Below are 17,584 nucleotides of genomic sequence, written 5' to 3' on the forward strand. Positions count from 1 at the left end.
GAGGATGTATGGCGGAACTCTATCTGGTCCGGCATGGGCAGGCATCGTTTGGCAGTGGCAACTATGACCTGCTTTCCGAGGTCGGCGAGCGCCAGGCCGTGTGGCTCGGCGAATATTTCTCGCAACAGGACGCGGTCTTCGATCGCGTGATCACCGGCACGATGCGTCGGCACAGACAGACGCTCGACGCGATCATTCAGGGCCTCGGCTACGCCGTGACGCATATCGAGCAGCATGCTGGATTGGACGAGTACGACTTTCATGCACTGTTCGAAGCACTGGGCCCGGAGCACGCGGCGCTGAAGGCCTTGCGGCATGGGTCGAAAAGCGACTTCTACAAGGGACTGCGGCAGGTCCTTCAGCTGTGGTCGGAAGACGGGATCGACGGAGCCATTCCCGAGGCATGGGCGAGCTTTCAGCGTCGCGTGTCGGAGGCAAGGCGCGCTATTCAGGACGGTCCGGGAAAGCGCGTGCTGGTTGTGACCTCGGGCGGCGTGATGGCCGTCATGGCGCAGCAGGTGTTGAGAACGCCGGCCGAGACGGCCATCGCGCTGAACATGCAGATTCGCAACAGCAGCTTTTGCCGTTTCTTCTTTAACGAACGTGCATGGCAGCTTGGCAGCTTCAATAGCGATCCGCATCTCGATCGCGTCGACCGTCGACGCTATCAGACATACGCGTAACGAAAGGAGACGATTGAATGACAACTACGAATACCACTGATATCGATATCGGCGCACTCGCTCCGTATCTCGAGCGATCGATTCGGGGTTTCAGCGGTCCTGCGTCCGCGCACAAATTCACGGGCGGCCAATCGAACCCGACTTTCCTGCTGAAGGCCGCAAGTGGCAACTACGTATTGCGTAGACAACCGTCCGGACCGCTGCTGAAATCGGCCCACGCGGTGGATCGCGAGTTTCGTGTACTGGACGCGCTTGCAAAGACGGATGTACCCGTGGCTCGCGCGTATCACCTGTGCGAAGACAAGGATGTGATCGGCACTATGTTCTATGTGATGAGCTTCGAAGAGGGGCGCATTTTCTGGAATCCCGCGTTGCCTGAGATTGCTCGGGAACGGCGGGGTGACTATTACGACGCGATCGTTCGCGCGTTGGCGACGCTTCACGATGTGGATATCGACGTCGTGGGTCTGTCCGATTACGGCCGCGCGGGCAATTACTTCGAGCGACAGATCGCTCTCTGGACACGGCAGTATCGTGCCGCCGAGACAGAGCACATAGACGCGATGGAGACCCTGATCAAATGGTTGCCTGTCCATTGCCCCGTGCAACAGGTTGCGCCTTCCCTCGTGCACGGCGATTTCCGCATCGACAATCTCATCTTTGATCCGCACGATTGCCGTATCAAGGCATTGCTCGACTGGGAACTGTCGACGCTGGGTCACCCGCTTGCGGATCTTGCCTATTTTTGCATGTGCCTGCGGCTGCCTGCGAATGGCCCCATCGTGGGGCTTCAGGGCGAAGACAGGGCCGCGCTGGGTTTGCCGAACGAAAAGGAAATCGTTGCCCGATATTGTGAACTGCGCGGCATCCCGGCGATTTACGGCTGGTCCTTCTATCTCGCGATGAGTTTCTTTCGACTGGCCGCCATCGTGCAAGGGGTCAAAAAGCGTGCGATGGACGGCAATGCGTCGCATGCAAACGCGCAAGAGGTCGGGGCGATGGCGGAAAGGCTGGCACGCATGGCGGTAGATGTCCTCGAGGAACAAGGCTGATCCGTCGGATCAATGACGAACCGGCGGACCTATTCATTTAAAGAGTAACCATCAACATGAGCACTAACCTCTTCAATCTGACCGGCAAGGTCGCACTCGTCACCGGTGCAAGTAGGGGAATCGGTGAAGAGATTGCCAGCTTGCTTGCTGAACAGGGCGCGCATGTCATTGTGACGAGCCGGAAGCTGGAAGACTGCGAAGCCGTATGCAGGCGCATTCGCGAAGGCGGTGGGAGTGCGGAGGCACTCGCATGCCACGTCGGGCGCATGGAGGACATCGCAAAGACTTTCGAGCACATCCGCGCAGTCCACAAGCGGCTGGACATTCTGGTCAACAACGCGGCGGCGAACCCCTATTTTGGCCACATACTCGACACGGACCTCGCGGCGTTCGACAAGACCGTCGAGGTCAATATTCGCGGCTACTTCTTCATGTCGGTAGAAGCCGGACGGATGATGCGGGAACAGGGCGGCGGTGCGATTGTCAACACTGCGTCGATCAACGCATTGCAGCCGGGGGACATGCAGGGCATCTATTCGGTCAGCAAGGCGGCCGTCGTCAACATGACGAAGGCCTTTGCGAAAGAATGCGGACCTTACGGAATACGCGTGAATGCGCTCCTTCCAGGTTTGACCAGAACGAAGTTCGCGGGGGCACTGTTCGAAACGAAATCGATTTACGACGAATGGATGGGGCGCATTCCTTTGCGTCGCCATGCCGAACCGCGCGAAATGGCGGGTACCGTACTCTACCTCGTGTCCGACGCCGCGAGTTACACGAACGGTGAATGCATCGTCGTCGACGGTGGATTGACCCTCTGACGTCAGCAACAACGGAGACATCATGCAATTCGACTACACACCGAACGTCAGACACATGCAGGAGCGGTTGCTGGCGTTCTTCGACGAACACATCTACCCGAACGAAGCGCGCTACCTCGAGGAGATCCGGACGAACCGGCAGGCGGGCAATCCCTGGGTGCCAACTCGGATCATAGACGAGCTGAAGCTGCTTGCGCGAAAGGCGGGCTTGTGGAATCTGTTCCTGCCGCGCTCGACGCGTGCGCCTGAGGGATTGACCAATCTCGAGTATGCGCCGCTGTGCGAAATCATGGGCCGGGTTCCATGGTCGCCGGAAGTATTCAACTGTTCGGCGCCCGACACCGGCAACATGGAAACGCTCGAACGCTATGCGAGCGAGGCACTGAAGGACCGCTGGCTCGAGCCGCTTCTGCGCGGGGAGATCCGCTCGGCGTTCCTGATGACGGAGCCAGCAGTCGCATCATCGGACGCAACGAATATTGCCTGCCGGATCGAGCGCGACAGCGACCACTACGTGATCAATGGCACGAAGTGGTGGTCGTCTGGCGCCGGCGACCCGAGATGCAAAGTCTATATCGTTATGGGTAAAACCGATCCAGATGCGCCACGCCACGCACAGCAGTCAATGATCGTCGTACCGGCGGATACGCCGGGCATCACGGTGAAGCGCTTCCTGCCGGTGTACGGCTACGACGATGCCCCGCACGGTCATATGGAGATCGAGTTGCGCGATGTTCGCGTGCCGGTTTCCAACCTGTTGCTTGGAGAGGGACGTGGCTTCGAGATCGCGCAAGGGCGGCTGGGCCCTGGGCGTATTCATCACTGCATGCGCAGTATCGGCGCCGCCGAGCGTGCACTCGAATTGATGTGCACGCGCAGCCTGGAACGCGTCGCTTTCGGCAAACCGCTCGGTGAGCATGGCGTCACGCAGGAACGCATCGCACAGGCACGGTGTGAAATCGAAATGACGCGTCTGTTGACGCTCAAGGCCGCATACATGATGGATACGGTTGGGAACAAGGCGGCCAGGGCCGAGATTGCGATGATCAAGGTGGTCGCGCCCAACATGGCCTTGAAGGTGATCGACTGGGCAATCCAGCTACACGGAGCGGCTGGTGTATCGGACGATTTTCCACTTGCCTATGCGTGGGCGAATCAGCGCACGCTGCGGCTTGCCGACGGACCGGATGAAGTTCACCGCAACGCGATCGCCAGACTGGAACTGGCCCGCTACCGGCGCACGCAATCGGCTTGAGAGCGATGTTTTTTCGTATCGCGAACGTCGCTAGCGCACGCTGCGCGCATTCGCTGTCGGCAAAGGAGTAGCAATGGAAAGGGAAGTCGTCGTTGTAAGCGGTGTGCGCACCGCAATCGGCAAGTTCGGTGGCAGTCTCAAAGACGTGCCGCCGACCCAGCTCGGGGCACTGGTGGCGCGCGAAGCGCTTGCGCGAGCCAGCGTGTCGGGAGACGAGGTCGGCCACGTGGTGTTCGGCAACGTGATCGCGACGGAGCCGAAAGATCTCTACCTCGCGCGCGTTGCGGCGCTCGACGCGGGCGTGAGCGAAGCGACCCCTGCGTTCACTGTCAACCGCCTTTGCGGGTCGGGTTTGCAGGCGATCGTTTCGGCTGCGCAGACGATCCTGCTTGGCGATGCGGACATAGCAATCGGCGGCGGCGCCGAGAACATGAGCCGCGCGCCGTACGTGACGCCTGACGCCCGCTTTGGCGCGCGCATGGGAGACACACGTCTGATCGACATGATGCTCGGCGCGCTGCACGACCCGATCCATTCGATGCACATGGGAATGACCGCCGAAAATGTTGCGCGCAAGTATGGGATTACGCGCGAGCAGCAGGATGCGCTGGCCCTGGAGTCGCACCGCCGGGCAGCGCACGCGATTGCCGAAGGCAGGTTCAAGGAGCAGATCGTTCCGGTCACGCGCAAGGTCAAGGGACAGTCGACAGTGTTCGACACCGACGAGCACGTCCGTCTGCAACTCGAGTCCGACGAACTCGCGGGACTGCGTCCTGCATTCCTGCGGGATGGGGGCACGGTCACGGCCGGCAACGCGTCCGGCATCAACGATGCCGCCGCTGCGATCGTGATGATGGAGTGCAAGACAGCCGAGCAACGCGGCATCGAGCCACTCGCGCGGCTTGTCTCATACGCGCACGCCGGGGTCGACCCACTCTATATGGGCATCGGCCCGGTGCCGGCGACACGCATCGCGTTGCAGCGGGCGGGACTGGATGTAACGGATCTGGATGTCGTCGAATCGAACGAAGCGTTCGCGGCGCAGGCCTGCGCAGTGACGCAACTGCTCAAACTCGATCCGGCCATGGTCAACCCGAACGGATCAGGCATTGCGCTGGGCCATCCGATCGCTGCGACCGGCGCACTGATTACGGTCAAGGCGTTGTACGAGCTTCAGCGTATCGATGGACGCTTTGCGCTCGTCACGATGTGCATTGGCGGAGGCCAGGGCATCGCGGCCGTGTTCGAAAACCTTCGTCGCGCATAGTGCGTGCGCAATAGCGCATTGAGAGACAAATCATGGCAATTGAAACGATAGGTGTCGTCGGCGCCGGCACGATGGGCAATGGCATTGCACAGACGGCGGCCATCGCTGGCGTGAAGGTCGTGATGGTCGACGTCACCAATGAGGCGCTCGCAAAAGGCATGGCCGCCCTGAGCGCAAGCATGGACCGGCTTGTCGCAAAAGAGAAGCTCAAGCGTCCGGCGCGTGATGCGGCGCTCGCGCGTATCGAAACGTCGACTGACTATCAGCGACTGGCTGCCGTCGACCTGGTGATCGAAGCAGCCACCGAAAACGCTGACCTCAAGCTGCGTATCGTGAAGCAGATCGAGTCGGTGGTGAGACCCGATGCGATAGTTGCATCGAACACATCGTCGATTTCAATCACGACGCTCGCTGCATCGCTGGCCGATCCGTCGCGCTTCATCGGCATGCACTTCTTCAACCCGGTTCCACTGATGTCGCTGGTGGAAATCATTCGCGGTCTGCAAACCAGCGCTGATACCGCTGAAGCAGTTCGTGAATTGACCGTGCGGCTTGGAAAGTCGCCAATCGACGTGAAGAACTCGCCGGGATTCGTTGTCAACCGTATCCTGGTGCCCATGATCAATGAAGCGTTTTTCGTGCTGGCAGAGGGCGTGGCCAGCGCCGAGGAAGTCGACGCCGCAATGCGGCTTGGCGCCAATCAGCCGGTCGGTCCTCTGGCACTCGCAGACCTCGTCGGGCTCGATGTTTGTCTTTCGGTTATGGATGTCTTGTTGAAAGACCTTGGCGATCCAAAGTACCGCGCATGTCCGCTTCTGCGCGAACTGGTGGCGGCGGGACGATTTGGACGTAAATCAGGCCACGGTGTGTACCGGTATTAATGACTTTTGCCGGTCCGTCGGATTCGAACTAGTGAGGAAAGCGTTGTGAAGATTATTGTGCCAATGAAAAGAGTGGTCGACTACAACGTGAAGGTCCGCGTGAAATCGGACGGTACGGGCGTCGATATCGCGAACGTGAAAATGTCGATGAACCCGTTCGACGAAATCGCGGTTGAAGAAGCCGTGCGTCTGAAGGAAGCGGGCGTCGCGACCGAAGTGATCGCCGTGTCGGCGGGGGTTGCGCAGGCACAGGAAACGCTGCGCACCGCGCTCGCCATCGGCGCGGATCGCGCGATCCTGATCGAATCGAACGAAGACCTGCAGCCGTTGGCCGTTGCCAAGCTGCTCAAGGCGCTCGTCGACAGGGAGCAGCCGCAACTGGTGATCCTCGGCAAGCAGGCGATCGACGACGACTCCAATCAGACCGGCCAGATGCTCGCCGCGCTCGCGAATCTGCCGCAGGCGACGTTCGCGTCGAAGCTTGTCGTGGCGGACGGCAAGGCGACGGTGTCGCGTGAAGTGGACGGCGGCGCGGAAACGCTGTCGCTGACGCTGCCGGCCGTGGTGACGACCGATCTGCGCCTGAACGAGCCGCGCTACGTAACGCTGCCGAACATCATGAAGGCGAAGAAAAAGCCGCTGGAAACGGTCAAGCCCGAAGACCTCGGCGTCGATGTCACGCCGCGTCTGAAGACGCTGAAAGTCGCCGAACCGCCGAAGCGCTCGGCCGGTGTGAAGGTGCCGGACGTGAAGACGCTGGTCGAGAAGCTGAAGACCGAAGCGAAGGTGCTGTGAGGAGACCCAAGAAATGACGAACCTGGTAATTGCAGAACACGACAATGCGTCGATCAAGGCCGCGACGCTGAACACGATCGCAGCGGCACGGAAGATCGGCGGTGATATTCACGTGCTGGTCGCGGGGCATAACGCGCAGGGCGCGGCCGATGCCGCCGCGAAGATCGCTGGTGTCAGCACGGTGCTGCTCGCCGATGCGCCGCAACTGGCCGCAGGCCTCGCGGAAAACGTCGAAGCGACGGTCCTGACGCTTGTGCAAGATGCGGCGAAGCACTACACGCATATCCTCGCGCCGGCTACCGCCTACGGCAAGAACATCGCGCCGCGTATCGCCGCGAAGCTCGACGTCGCGCAGATCAGCGACATCACCGCAGTGGATAGCGCCGACACGTTCGAGCGTCCGATCTACGCGGGCAACGCAATCGCGATCGTGCAATCGGCTGACCCGATCAAGGTCATCACCGTGCGCTCGACCGGTTTTGATGCCGTCGCGGCCGAAGGCGGCAGCGCAGCGGTCGAGAAGATCGAAGCGGCAGCCGACGCCGGCATCTCGCAGTTCGTGAGCCGCGAAGTGACGAAGCTCGATCGTCCGGAACTGACGAGCGCGAAGATCATCGTGTCGGGTGGCCGTGGTCTGGGCAACGGCGAGAACTACACGAAGGTGCTCGAGCCGCTGGCCGACAAGCTCGGCGCGGCACTGGGCGCATCGCGTGCGGCGGTCGACGCGGGCTTCGTACCGAACGACTATCAGGTCGGCCAGACCGGCAAGATCGTCGCGCCGCAACTGTACGTCGCGGTCGGCATCTCGGGTGCGATCCAGCATCTGGCCGGCATGAAGGACTCGAAGGTCATCGTCGCGATCAACAAGGACGAAGAAGCGCCGATTTTCAGCGTGGCCGATTACGGCCTGGTTGGCGATCTGTTCACCCTCGTGCCGGAACTCGTGAGCGAACTCGGCTAAGCGCCGCGGCGCCTGAAAGAGGCCGCCGAAAGCAAGCGAAGGGCGCAGGACCGACCAAGTCCCGCGCCCTTTTTTCATATCAAGGGAGGAGAACCGAAATGAGCTATACGGCGCCCATCAAGGACATGCTGTTCGTGATGAAAGAACTGGCCGGACTCGAAGACATCGCGAAGCTGCCCGGCTTCGAGGACGCGAACCTCGACACCGCGCGGGCCGTGCTCGACGAGTCGGCGAAACTATGCGGCGAAGTGCTCGCGCCGCTGAACGTCGACGGCGATCGCAATCCGAGCAGTTGGAAGAATGGCGTGGTCACTGCGACGCCGGGTTTCAGGGAAGCCTTCCGCCAGTTTGCCGAAGGCGGTTGGCAGGGCGTGCAACATCCGCTCGCCTACGAAGGCCAGGGCCTGCCGAAGCTGATCGCGACGCCTTGCATCGAAATGCTCAACGCGTCGAACCTCTCTTTTGCGCTGTGTCCGTTGCTGACCGACGGCGCCATCGAAGCGCTGCTAACCGCTGGCAGCGAAGCGCAAAAACAGACGTATGTGCCCAAGCTGATTTCCGGCGAATGGACCGGTACGATGAACCTGACCGAGCCGCAGGCCGGCTCCGATCTCGCGCTCGTACGCACGCGCGCCGAGCCGCAGGCCGACGGTTCATTCAAGCTGTTCGGCACGAAGATTTTCATCACGTGGGGCGAGCACGACATGGCGAAGAACATCGTGCATCTGGTGCTCGCACGCACGCCGAACGCGCCCGATGGCGTGAAAGGCATTTCGCTGTTCCTTGTGCCGAAGTTTCTCGTCAACGAAGACGGCTCGCTCGGTGAGCGCAACGACGTGCATTGCGTGTCGATCGAGCACAAGCTCGGCATCAAGGCGAGCCCGACCGCGGTGCTGCAGTTCGGCGATCACGGCGGCGCGCTCGGTCAGCTGATCGGCGAAGAGAATCGTGGCCTCGAATACATGTTCATCATGATGAACGCCGCCCGTTTCGCGGTCGGCATGCAAGGTGTCGCGATCTCGGATCGCGCATATCAGAAGGCGGTCGCGTATGCGAAAGAGCGCGTGCAGAGCCGTCCCGTGGACGGCTCCGCGAAGCAGTCGGTCGCGATCATCCAGCACCCGGACGTGCGCCGCATGCTGTCGACGATGCGCAGCCTCACCGAGGCGTCGCGCGCGCTCGCCTACGTCGCGGCCTCACACTGCGATATCGCGCATCGTCATCCGGACGATGCGACGCGCGCGAAGCATCAGGCGATCTACGAATACCTCGTGCCGATCGTGAAGGGCTGGAGCACGGAGCTGTCGATCGACGTGACGAGCCTCGGCGTGCAGGTGCATGGCGGCATGGGCTTCATCGAGGAAACCGGCGCTGCCCAGTACTACCGCGACGCGCGCATTCTACCGATTTACGAAGGCACGACCGCGATCCAGGCCAACGACCTGATCGGTCGCAAGACGCTACGCGACGGCGGCAAGGTCGCGAAGGAACTGCTCGCTGGCCTCGCCGAAACGGTTGAAGCGCTTGGCGAGCAGCGGGGTGCGGCGTTCGCGTCGATGCGCACGCAGCTCGCGCAGGGCCAGCGCGCGCTTGGCGCGGTCGTCGATTTCGTCGTCGCCAATGCGAAGGGCGATCCGAATGCGGTGTTCGCGGGCAGCGTGCCGTATCTGAAGCTCGCGGGCATCGTGCTCGGCGGCTGGCAGATGGCGCGTGCGCAGCTTGCTGCGGCGGTCAGGCGCGACGAGGATCCCGCGTTCCATGACGCGAAGATCGCGACCGCGCGGTTTTACGCCGAGCATGTGCTGCCGCAGGCGGCGGCGCTCGAAGTGGCGATCGTCAATGCGAAGGGTGACGAGGGTGTGCTGGCGTTGTCGGGAGATCAGTTCTGATGCGACGCTCGCGGGCAACTGCAGCTCCAAAAACAGGAGGCGCACGAGAGCGCCTCCTGCGTGCGCAAACGATGAAGCCGTCAGGCTTATGCTGCGTTCTCGCGCACGACCACGAGGCGCTCCGAAAATGGCCCGGAATAGACGCTCTGATAGTAAAGCGGCTGGTCGCGCAGGGTGTAGCCGCGCAACTCCATGATGAAGCCGGGCGCGTCGGCCTCAAGCCCAAGCTCGCGAGCGGCCGTCGGGGGAAGTGCACCGAAGCGGATCCACTGGTCGACTCGTAGCGTGGGAAGTGATAGTCGCTGACCGATGAGTTCACGCAGGTTCTTATCAAGAGCCTCATTGTCGAGACTGCCCAGTCCGACGAATTGCTCCTCGCGCAGCCAGAATTCGCTATAGAGGTCAAAGCGTCCACCGACGCTGATGATTCTCTCAATGCGAACGAAACCGTCACCGTTGAGAAATTCTGACCACGGTCCTTTGCGTTTCATACGCCTTACGGAGCGCCCGTGAACATAGGACGGCAATTCGTTGCCATCGGCGTCGCGAAAGCGCAGGTAGCGGACGTCTGCGGGGGCCACACGCGTACCCGACACAAACGTGCCGCGGCCTTGCTCGCGGGTTATCAGTCCGGAGTGCACGAGACGGGCGAGAGCCTTCTGAATGGTGCCAACGCTAACGCCATGAGATGCCGCGAGTTCGCCCTCGGAGGGCAGGCGGTCACCCTCGCGCAGTGACCCGGATTCGATGTGACGGATGATCGCGTCAGAGACGCTGGAGAGCTTTGTCATATTGCTTTGGCGGCTGCGTTGGAGCCGAAAATTTGCGATCTCGCTGACTTCGAGGACCGTGCCTGTGAGTCGATGAGGCTGCCGACTACCGGTGCAAAAGTGAGCAGGAGGAAGACAGCTGAATCATACACCTATATAGGTGTAGAAGAGGTTGTCGAAGCGCAGGAACGTGTAATCCGGCGCAGCTGTCTTCATCGGATCCGCGGAGGACGTAGACAATGGGAGATGGCGCGTTCGCTGCTTGCCGCAGCGCAGAAGCAGGCCGAGAATTCTTTATTCAACGGCGCGAAAATCGCGACCGCGCAGTTCTTTGCCGAACATGTGCTGCCCCAGGCAGTGGGGCTGAAAGCGTCGATTGTCAGCGCGAATGGCGATGCGGGGGGCTGGCGCTATCGGAGGACCAGTTCTGAGGGTGGTTGCGATAAACCGGAGGGAGCATCATGGCCAGTGCCCCAAGTGTAAGGGTTCTGTCGCAATAAGAAAAAGTGCGTTGAACAATGGCCCGCATGATTAGGACTATTTATACGGCTAACGAGTAGAACTGCTCCGCGGCAGTCTGTCCGATGCCGCAGTCTTTCATCTGCCCTTTGGCGATCATATGCATAAGTTCAATGCCGCTTAACAAGATGCGCGCACAACGAAATATCTTGAATCCCAACATGGGTCGGGTACGGCGCTTTATCGCCCGATGGTCTTGTTCCACGATGTTGTTGAGATACTTGACCTGGCGGATCGTGATGGGCGTCTCACGCTCGGCGTTCACGGCGTGCAGCCCGGCCAGATTGGCACCGCTTTTATCGATGGTTACGGTTTCGGGCACGCAATTCTGATCGATGGCCTTCTCGAAGTACCGTCGGGCCGCTTCCTTGTCCCGCCTGGCTCGCAGCAGAAAGTCAACCGTGTTGCCGGCCTTGTCGACGGCGCGGTACAGATAGGTCCATTGCCCCTTGACTTTGATGTAGGTCTCGTCGACACGCCAGCTCTTGCCGACCGGGCGCTTGCAGCGGCGGAACGCCTTTTCAAGCACCGGCAGAAGCTTGATGGCCCACCGGTGAACGGTCGAATGATCGACCGCGATCCCGCGTTCGGCCATCATCTCTTCGAGATTGCGCAAGCTCAGCGGGTAGGCCACGTACCAACGCACGCACACCAACATGATCTCAAGCGGATAGTGCAACCGCTTCAGCACCTTGGCTACCGCCGGACTGAGTGCTTTCATTGTCGTTCACATCATTCTGTAAGGTCCCCCAGCATACCAGCCGCCGCTATTGCGACGGAACCCGCCAAACTCCCCCCTGCAATGTCTTGGCGCTATGCCCATTCCGGGTGTTGCCAGTGGCATTAGTCACCGCTTCGCTCTTGCCATGGCCCAGGTGCTCGGACATCTCCGTCTCAAGCGCTCGCTCCACCAGCATCTTCGTGAGCTGCTTGAGCAACCCGTTCTCGCCTATCAGATCTTCCGGCTTCTGGTAGTTCGCCAGCAGGCTGTCTGCCAGCTTGACGAGTTCAGGATCGGGGTTTTCTCTTTTGTTGCGTTTCGCTACGGTCATCTGTGCTCCAGTTGCTGACAGTTTCCTGCCAAATGACCGTTTACACAAAAATTTTTACACCCTCATCGCCGTAAAGGCAGTCAAACGCGTCGCTGGGTCAGGGTCACGCGCCGCATTGAAATTCCATCGGGTTTCCACACGACCTGGGTCGGTTTATGCCTTTCGCGTAGATTGCCGCATGTTTGCTGACGGCGCCTCTCGATTGTCATCCCGAGATGTGCCGCCTCCGGGTTCCCCGCTGCCCCCAGGAACCGCCTCGAGGACAAACAGCATTTCAGCCTTCGGGACACCAGCGTGTTTTCCTGGCGCTATGTCGGCGATTCACCGCCCCCGTTCACTCGGACGGGATCTCCGACACGTACGCCAAGCTGCGTCGCGGCGCTGCCGCGATTCACGGCGATCTCGACGAGCCCGATTGAGTTCTCGTACCAGAAGGCTTGACCGGCCATTGCATCGGAAAAGACCCGGGCATATTGGACACCGGTATCTGCGACGCTTAGCCGTGCAGTCCTCGGCACGGTTCCAGCCCGCAGCCCCGTCATTGCATTGCCGTAGTGATCGACGTAAATGACCTCGGCGAAATCGTCTGCATCCAGGTGCACGCGCAAGCCTGTCCTCTCAACGAGCTTGTCGGGAGGCAACTCGCCGCGGCTGATCCATGCTGCCATCGGGGCGAACAGGTCACGACCATGAAATGAGGCGGATAGCGCGGCGGGACGCCATGTAATCTGCCAGATCAGGGTACGCGCCGCGCGCGCCGCCACGACCGAGAGCAGCCCGTTGTCCGGCCCCACGAACCACTGCCCGTCGGCTTGCAGCACGACGGCATCCCGCTCGCCGCCCACGCCCGGATCGACCACGGCCAGGAAGACACAATCCGGCGGATACCACTGCGCAAGCGCCGCGAGCAGATGCGCGCCTGCCTGCGAGTCGTAGTTCGGGGCAGTATGCAGCATATCGATAATGGGGGTACCGGCTGCCGCGTGTCGCAGCAAGGCGACCCTTACCTGTCCGACATAGATGTCGTCGGCCCCGAAATCGGTAAAGAGTGCGAGCATCGCGTAGCCTCCTTGCAGTCCTGTGCCGCCTCGTCGGTCAGCGTTCCTCCCATCGCGATGGCGAGTAACCGCGATGCGCATGTCTCCTGTTCCGCTCTGGCCGGGGCAGGCCTGGCGAAGCATCGCCCCGCGCGGGACAGGTTTCGATTGTAAGACCTCGTTTCGCGGCAGTATCAAGCGGGTCGGCTATGTCGCCGGTACCGGAGGTTGAGCGCGCTTGGTCGCCAGATGAAATGGAGGTCAGCGTGTGTCGATCGCCTACACTTGCTAATGGCATTCGGGTCCCATCGTCGCACGCCGTCACGCAACGCCAAGGAAACAGGATCACATCCTGGCAATCGATTCGCGCTCGCCCCGCGCACCGCTCCCCCAACGGTGAAACTGCGCGTGGGGCGCCTTACTCAGGTCGCGCTACGGAAAAGATCAGCGAGGCAATCGATGAGAGTGAACCAGCCAGCGCGCACAGAGTTGCCCGGGCAAGTCGTACTCGTCTTTCAGGGTGGCGGCGCGTTGGGCGCGTATCAGCTTGGTGTCTATCAGGCGATGGACGAAGCGGGCATACAGCCGGATTGGGTGATCGGCACCTCCATTGGCGCGATCAACGCAGCCTTGATCGCCGGGAATCCACCGGAGCACCGTTATCGACGGCTGGAGGAATTCTGGAACCAGGTGACCGACCGCACCCGCCTGGACGTGCCTGCTGCCTGGCCTGGCTGGGACAAAATCTTTGCAAAATGGATGATCATCGGCGGCGGCATCGAGGGATTCTTCCAGCCTAATCCGGCATCCTGGCTCGGACCGCTCGCCCGGCTCGGCGTGGATCGAGCGTCGTATTACCTGATTGCGCCGTTGCGCGATACGCTTTGTTCGCTGGTCGACTTCGATCTGCTGAACGCCGGGCATCCGCGACTGACCGTGGGCGCAGTTCACGCCTGCACGGGCGCGATGCGCTACTTCGACTCGCGCGACCAACGGCTGAATGCCTCGCACATCATGAGCTCGGGCGCGCTGCCACCCGCGTTCCCGGCCGTGCGGATTGACGGAGAGCCGTATTGGGACGGCGGCGTTTATTCCAACACCCCGGTCGAGGTGGTGCTGGATGACAAGCCCCGCAAGAGTTCGGTCATCTTCTCGGTACAGGTGTGGAACCCGATCGGCCCTGAGCCGGAAAGCATATGGCAGATCTCGGAGCGGCAAAAGGACATCCAGTACGCCAGTCGCACCGACAGCCACATCGCGCGTCAGCAGCAGATACACCGTCTCCGCCATGTGATCCGCGAACTGGTTAAGCGCTTGCCGGAAGCCGAGCGCGCCTCGTCCGAAGTCCAGGAGCTTGCCGCCTGGGGGTGCCAGACCACCATGCGTATGATCAAACTTGCTGCGCCCCGCCTGGACGGGGACGACCAGTTGAAGGATATCGATTTCACCCCAGCCGGCATTGCTTCCCGACAGCGCGCGGGCTATGAAGCAGCAATGCGGGCCATTGCCGCGCGCCCGTGGGACGCACCGATGGACCCAGTAGAAGGATTGACCGTCTACAGCGCGGATGAAGACGTAACCGGTGAAAGACGCGTTTGACGCCTGCCCGAATAAGGATCCGTCGCCGTTGACCGAATGATGCGATTGATGAAATTCCCGGTGGCCGGTGATGGCGTAATGCCAAGTTTCGTCGGCGCTCCGGGTGCAGGCAAGGCCGCGCTGATTGACCGATCCGCAGGATCAGAGCTCGCGACGTATAGCGCGTCGCGCAGCGATGAACTTTACTTCGGCCGCCCGCCGCAGCTGAAGCACTGCGCCAGGTCGAATGGGCGGCCAAGGCCGTGCACCGTGCACCAGTAGAGAGGACGTGCGCAGCGATGCGGTCTCGCCGATTTGCGCGACTTCGCTGTGCAGCCGGCAACATGGCGGGGCGTTGGGCGCCGCAGCGAGGCTGCGCCGCTCGTTCTTCTCGCGCCCGCGCACGAAGCGCGAATCTGCGCGCCACCTAAGCGCCGCGTCGCGTGCGCATTCGCCTGCCGTCTCGCGCCTAGCGATGCACGAAGTCGGTCGGTGTCAGTTCAAGCGTGGTGGCCGGATGGGCGAGCAGCTTCCGTTCGGCGATGGCCCGGATGCGGCTGTAACCGTCACGAAATGTCTTCAGGATCCGCGCGTCGCTGGCCTGCGGTTCAAGCCAGAAGCAGGCTTCCAGCGCCCGGATGGTGATGACGCATCCAACCGTGCTCTGATGGGGGAGGCCGAAGGCCACTCCGCGGCGATTCGCGAGCACTTGCGGTTCAAGGTCGAGGAGTTCCATAGGTGGTCAGGGACGACGCTTCAGGGAGCGTTAAGAGCATTTTTGCACAGGCGATGCAATCTGGATATGGGACGGCTGTCCTGTACTGCGCCGGGGCGCTGACATGCGCAATACGAACAGTCACCGGCCTCACCAGCCGATGCGGTGTTTCTCATCGGTCTCATCATGGCGGCGATCGTCGTCAGCATGAAGATACACGCTGGTGGTGGTCAGCGACGCATGCCCGAGGTTGTCGCGCACGAGGCGCAGATCGACCTTCTGGTCGGCCATGTGCGAACCGGCAGTATGTCGCAGCCAGTGCGCAGACGCCGCCTGGAGCAGGTCCGCGCGTGACAGGAATTCTCCGCCGCGTTCGCGCAGCCGGGCGGCGGCGCCTGCAAACACGTTTTTCACGATCGCGTGCAGCGCGGCCCGCGTGAGCGGCGCGGGTGATCGGCCGTCAGCGCGTTCGCGGGCGAGCTTCGTCCTGGCTTCTGAAGTCCGGCCAATAGGAAGCACGAGCGGCGTAGCCTCACCGGGTGAGGGCAGGGCCGTCATCCCGAACGATTGCCGGTAGCGCGTGAGTTCGGTCATCAGTTCGCGCGTCGCCGGCACCAGCCGTTCCCTGTCGCCCTTGCCGTGGACGCTCAGCCACCAGCGCATCGCGCCATCGGCATCGCGCCGCGCGAAGAACTGGCCCATCGTGTTGCCCCCGGCCTCGGCGATGCGCAGGCCGCCCAGATACAGCAGCGTAAAGAGCCAGCGCACGCGGTGATAGTGCGCGCGGGCGCGCGCGGTGTCCTGTGGCATCGACGCGATGGTGTCCTTCACCTCCTGCCACAGCCCGGGTTCGAGATAGCGGGTAATGCGCGGCGCGGCATGCCGCGCCCGCTGGCGCGAGAGCGCGAGCGGGTTGCCGGCCAGATACCCGGCCTGCACCAGCCATGAAAACAGCACGTTCAGAATGACCATCGCCTGCCGGGTGCTGGCAGGGGACAGTGGGCCGTAGAAAGGTCTCCAGCGCGCGTCGCCGCGCGGATGCTTGCGACCCCTGCCCGAGACCCATGTTGCGGCGGGCTGCGGGTCGGCGAGAAAGCGCTGATAGCGGACAAGGTCCTCGTGGGTGAGTGACGACAGCGGTTTGCCTGGCTGCACCAGCGACCAGAGCAGCAGCCGCTCGGCTTCCTTGCGGTAGCTGTCGAAGGTCGCCGGCTTGTCGGCAAAGCGCGCGAGCCATGCCTGTATTGCCTCCAGGTCGTTTGCCGCGGCAATCTGCGCATGGCCGCCGATCGCGCGGTTCGATCCCGTGCGACCGTCAAGCGCCGCAGGGATAGCGAGCGTTTCGAGCGGAGCGGGTTGCAGCGCGACGCCGCTGCGGGCGGCCGGATTCGACATGAAGGTGAGCTTTTCCGGGAAGCGCGTCGAGGCGCGCAATGGCAGACGGTCCTGCATGAGGTTCTGGTGCAAATAGGCTGTCTGGACGAGAAGGTCTCGATAAAAAGGATACCTTATCGATAAGACAGGACCGCATTCCATACGGTGGGTACAGTGGCATCTTTGAGGCCGAGCTTTGCGAGATTGAATTGGCCTTTGCTAATGCGATGCATCAACTCAATGCCGGCCAGAGTGCTCGCGGCGTTCCTGAAACGCTTGAAGCCGAGCATGGCATTGGTCCGGGACTTGATATGGCGATGGTCCTGTTCGATCAGATTGTTGAGATATTTCGAAGATCGAACCTTCGTGCCCTCGGGCATCAGGCCGTCGGCCTTCATCTCGCGCACAGCACGGTGTGAGGCGGCATAGCCATCGAGTGTAGTGGTTTGCGGCGGCCGCCCCTGATGTTTGATTGCCTTGTTGAAAAAGGCTTTGGCCGCGTTCACGTCGCGTTTCGCCCTGAGCAGGAAGTCAACCGTCTGACCCGCCCGATCTACTGCCCGATAAAGATAGACCCATTTACCGCGGACTCTCAGGTACGTTTCGTCGACACGCCACGACGTTCCCGCAGGCGTGCCGAAACGGTTCCAGCGCTTGACAAACTCCGGCGTGTAACGCTTCACCCAACGAAGGATCGTTGTGTAGGCGAGCGACAGGCCGCGCTCGGCCATCATCTCGACGAGATCACGCAGGCTGAGCTTGTAGCGTAGATACCAGCGCACGCACTGAATGATCACATCGCGGTTGAAGTGACGGCCTGAGAACAGATCGCCCATGTTTTTAAGCTTGCTCATTATCGAATCATGAGATCGGGGAAGCAGCACTCTAACCGATCACATTCACTGTTTGCACCAGAACCGTTCATGCACTGTCGA

Annotated in this window: 16 protein-coding genes and 2 pseudogenes; 11 read left to right on the top strand and 7 right to left on the bottom strand. The window is 61.5% G+C overall.

Annotation, left to right across the window (positions count from 1 at the left end; all coding sequences use genetic code 11):
• The first annotated feature begins 8 nt into the window (after window positions 1–8).
• The 9 genes from OKW41_RS21845 (at window position 9) to OKW41_RS21885 (ending at window position 9,604) form a co-directional block, all read left to right on the top strand.
• Complete coding sequence (locus tag OKW41_RS21845) at window positions 9–683, top strand: histidine phosphatase family protein (protein ID WP_429573928.1); 675 nt, start codon at window positions 9–11, stop codon at window positions 681–683.
• Between the two features lie 17 nt (window positions 684–700).
• The gene (locus OKW41_RS21850; RefSeq protein ID WP_429573929.1) at window positions 701–1,735 is read left to right on the top strand and encodes a phosphotransferase family protein; all 1,035 of its coding nucleotides are present in this window, start codon (window positions 701–703) and stop codon (window positions 1,733–1,735) included.
• A 56-nt stretch (window positions 1,736–1,791) separates the two neighbouring features.
• The gene (locus OKW41_RS21855; RefSeq protein ID WP_429573930.1) at window positions 1,792–2,556 is read left to right on the top strand and encodes an SDR family oxidoreductase; all 765 of its coding nucleotides are present in this window, start codon (window positions 1,792–1,794) and stop codon (window positions 2,554–2,556) included.
• 22 nt (window positions 2,557–2,578) lie between these two features.
• Window positions 2,579–3,811 (top strand): acyl-CoA dehydrogenase family protein, encoded by a 1,233-nt coding sequence (locus OKW41_RS21860; protein WP_429573931.1) that lies wholly within the window; start codon window positions 2,579–2,581, stop codon window positions 3,809–3,811.
• Between the two features lie 73 nt (window positions 3,812–3,884).
• On the top strand, window positions 3,885–5,078 hold the full coding sequence (gene bktB / locus OKW41_RS21865; protein ID WP_429573932.1) for a beta-ketothiolase BktB: 1,194 nt from the start codon (window positions 3,885–3,887) through the stop codon (window positions 5,076–5,078).
• A 32-nt stretch (window positions 5,079–5,110) separates the two neighbouring features.
• Window positions 5,111–5,959: a 3-hydroxybutyryl-CoA dehydrogenase gene (locus tag OKW41_RS21870; RefSeq protein WP_429573933.1), complete on the top strand. Its 849-nt coding sequence runs from the start codon at window positions 5,111–5,113 to the stop codon at window positions 5,957–5,959.
• A 45-nt stretch (window positions 5,960–6,004) separates the two neighbouring features.
• Complete coding sequence (locus tag OKW41_RS21875; RefSeq protein ID WP_429573934.1) at window positions 6,005–6,754, top strand: electron transfer flavoprotein subunit beta/FixA family protein; 750 nt, start codon at window positions 6,005–6,007, stop codon at window positions 6,752–6,754.
• A gap of 13 nt (window positions 6,755–6,767) precedes the next feature.
• Window positions 6,768–7,715, top strand: a complete 948-nt coding sequence (locus OKW41_RS21880; RefSeq protein ID WP_429573935.1) for an electron transfer flavoprotein subunit alpha/FixB family protein — start codon at window positions 6,768–6,770, stop codon at window positions 7,713–7,715.
• A 98-nt stretch (window positions 7,716–7,813) separates the two neighbouring features.
• The gene (locus OKW41_RS21885) at window positions 7,814–9,604 is read left to right on the top strand and encodes an acyl-CoA dehydrogenase (protein WP_429573936.1); all 1,791 of its coding nucleotides are present in this window, start codon (window positions 7,814–7,816) and stop codon (window positions 9,602–9,604) included.
• Between the two features lie 86 nt (window positions 9,605–9,690).
• On the opposite strand, the gene OKW41_RS21890 is transcribed toward OKW41_RS21885, so the two are convergent.
• A complete protein-coding gene (locus tag OKW41_RS21890) occupies window positions 9,691–10,395 on the bottom strand; it encodes a GntR family transcriptional regulator (RefSeq protein WP_429447742.1) in 705 nt (234 codons plus the stop codon).
• Window positions 10,396–10,614: 219 nt separating this feature from the next.
• Between OKW41_RS21890 and OKW41_RS21895 the strand changes: the two are divergent.
• Window positions 10,615–10,805 (top strand): annotated as a pseudogene (locus OKW41_RS21895) (acyl-CoA dehydrogenase C-terminal domain-containing protein); the annotation flags it as partial.
• 110 nt (window positions 10,806–10,915) lie between these two features.
• On the opposite strand, the gene OKW41_RS21900 reads toward OKW41_RS21895, so the two are convergent.
• From OKW41_RS21900 to OKW41_RS21910, 3 genes and pseudogenes are all read right to left on the bottom strand, one after another.
• Window positions 10,916–11,614 carry an IS6 family transposase gene (locus OKW41_RS21900; protein ID WP_429573937.1) on the bottom strand — a complete coding sequence of 233 codons (699 nt, stop codon included), beginning with the start codon at window positions 11,612–11,614 and terminating at the stop codon, window positions 10,916–10,918.
• A gap of 55 nt (window positions 11,615–11,669) precedes the next feature.
• A pseudogene (locus tag OKW41_RS21905) lies at window positions 11,670–11,945 on the bottom strand (transposase); the annotation flags it as partial.
• A gap of 308 nt (window positions 11,946–12,253) precedes the next feature.
• Window positions 12,254–13,003 carry an SAM hydrolase/SAM-dependent halogenase family protein gene (locus OKW41_RS21910; protein ID WP_429573938.1) on the bottom strand — a complete coding sequence of 250 codons (750 nt, stop codon included), beginning with the start codon at window positions 13,001–13,003 and terminating at the stop codon, window positions 12,254–12,256.
• Window positions 13,004–13,441: 438 nt separating this feature from the next.
• On the opposite strand from OKW41_RS21910, the gene OKW41_RS21915 reads away from it, so the two are divergent.
• Complete coding sequence (locus tag OKW41_RS21915) at window positions 13,442–14,581, top strand: patatin-like phospholipase family protein (protein WP_429291267.1); 1,140 nt, start codon at window positions 13,442–13,444, stop codon at window positions 14,579–14,581.
• A 448-nt stretch (window positions 14,582–15,029) separates the two neighbouring features.
• Here the strand turns inward: OKW41_RS21915 and OKW41_RS21920 are convergent, their stop codons facing one another.
• The 3 genes from OKW41_RS21920 to OKW41_RS21930 all read right to left on the bottom strand — a co-directional run bounded on the left by OKW41_RS21920 (window position 15,030) and on the right by OKW41_RS21930 (window position 17,503).
• The gene (locus tag OKW41_RS21920) at window positions 15,030–15,296 is read right to left on the bottom strand and encodes a DUF1488 family protein (protein ID WP_429573939.1); all 267 of its coding nucleotides are present in this window, start codon (window positions 15,294–15,296) and stop codon (window positions 15,030–15,032) included.
• A gap of 129 nt (window positions 15,297–15,425) precedes the next feature.
• Entirely contained in the window at window positions 15,426–16,670 is a 1,245-nt protein-coding gene (locus OKW41_RS21925; RefSeq protein ID WP_429448790.1) for a tyrosine-type recombinase/integrase, read from the bottom strand.
• A gap of 113 nt (window positions 16,671–16,783) precedes the next feature.
• A complete protein-coding gene (locus OKW41_RS21930) occupies window positions 16,784–17,503 on the bottom strand; it encodes an IS6 family transposase (RefSeq protein WP_429574357.1) in 720 nt (239 codons plus the stop codon).
• Window positions 17,504–17,584: the final 81 nt, after the last annotated feature.

It is taken from the genome of Paraburkholderia sp. UCT70 (genome assembly GCF_050434085.1).
Lineage (GTDB): Bacteria > Pseudomonadota > Gammaproteobacteria > Burkholderiales > Burkholderiaceae > Paraburkholderia > Paraburkholderia tuberum.

Coding starts and splice junctions, on each gene's coding strand:
- OKW41_RS21845 (WP_429573928.1), top strand. CDS start 9: ATGGCGGAACTCTATCTGGTCCGGCATGGGCAGGCATCGTTTGGCAGT.
- OKW41_RS21860 (WP_429573931.1), top strand. CDS start 2,579: ATGCAATTCGACTACACACCGAACGTCAGACACATGCAGGAGCGGTTG.
- OKW41_RS21855 (WP_429573930.1), top strand. CDS start 1,792: ATGAGCACTAACCTCTTCAATCTGACCGGCAAGGTCGCACTCGTCACC.
- OKW41_RS21925 (WP_429448790.1), bottom strand. CDS start 16,670: ATGTCGAATCCGGCCGCCCGCAGCGGCGTCGCGCTGCAACCCGCTCCG.
- OKW41_RS21885 (WP_429573936.1), top strand. CDS start 7,814: ATGAGCTATACGGCGCCCATCAAGGACATGCTGTTCGTGATGAAAGAA.
- OKW41_RS21880 (WP_429573935.1), top strand. CDS start 6,768: ATGACGAACCTGGTAATTGCAGAACACGACAATGCGTCGATCAAGGCC.
- OKW41_RS21870 (WP_429573933.1), top strand. CDS start 5,111: ATGGCAATTGAAACGATAGGTGTCGTCGGCGCCGGCACGATGGGCAAT.
- OKW41_RS21850 (WP_429573929.1), top strand. CDS start 701: ATGACAACTACGAATACCACTGATATCGATATCGGCGCACTCGCTCCG.
- bktB (WP_429573932.1), top strand. CDS start 3,885: ATGGAAAGGGAAGTCGTCGTTGTAAGCGGTGTGCGCACCGCAATCGGC.
- OKW41_RS21930 (WP_429574357.1), bottom strand. CDS start 17,503: ATGAGCAAGCTTAAAAACATGGGCGATCTGTTCTCAGGCCGTCACTTC.
- OKW41_RS21910 (WP_429573938.1), bottom strand. CDS start 13,003: ATGCTCGCACTCTTTACCGATTTCGGGGCCGACGACATCTATGTCGGA.
- OKW41_RS21915 (WP_429291267.1), top strand. CDS start 13,442: ATGAGAGTGAACCAGCCAGCGCGCACAGAGTTGCCCGGGCAAGTCGTA.
- OKW41_RS21920 (WP_429573939.1), bottom strand. CDS start 15,296: ATGGAACTCCTCGACCTTGAACCGCAAGTGCTCGCGAATCGCCGCGGA.
- OKW41_RS21890 (WP_429447742.1), bottom strand. CDS start 10,395: ATGACAAAGCTCTCCAGCGTCTCTGACGCGATCATCCGTCACATCGAA.
- OKW41_RS21900 (WP_429573937.1), bottom strand. CDS start 11,614: ATGAAAGCACTCAGTCCGGCGGTAGCCAAGGTGCTGAAGCGGTTGCAC.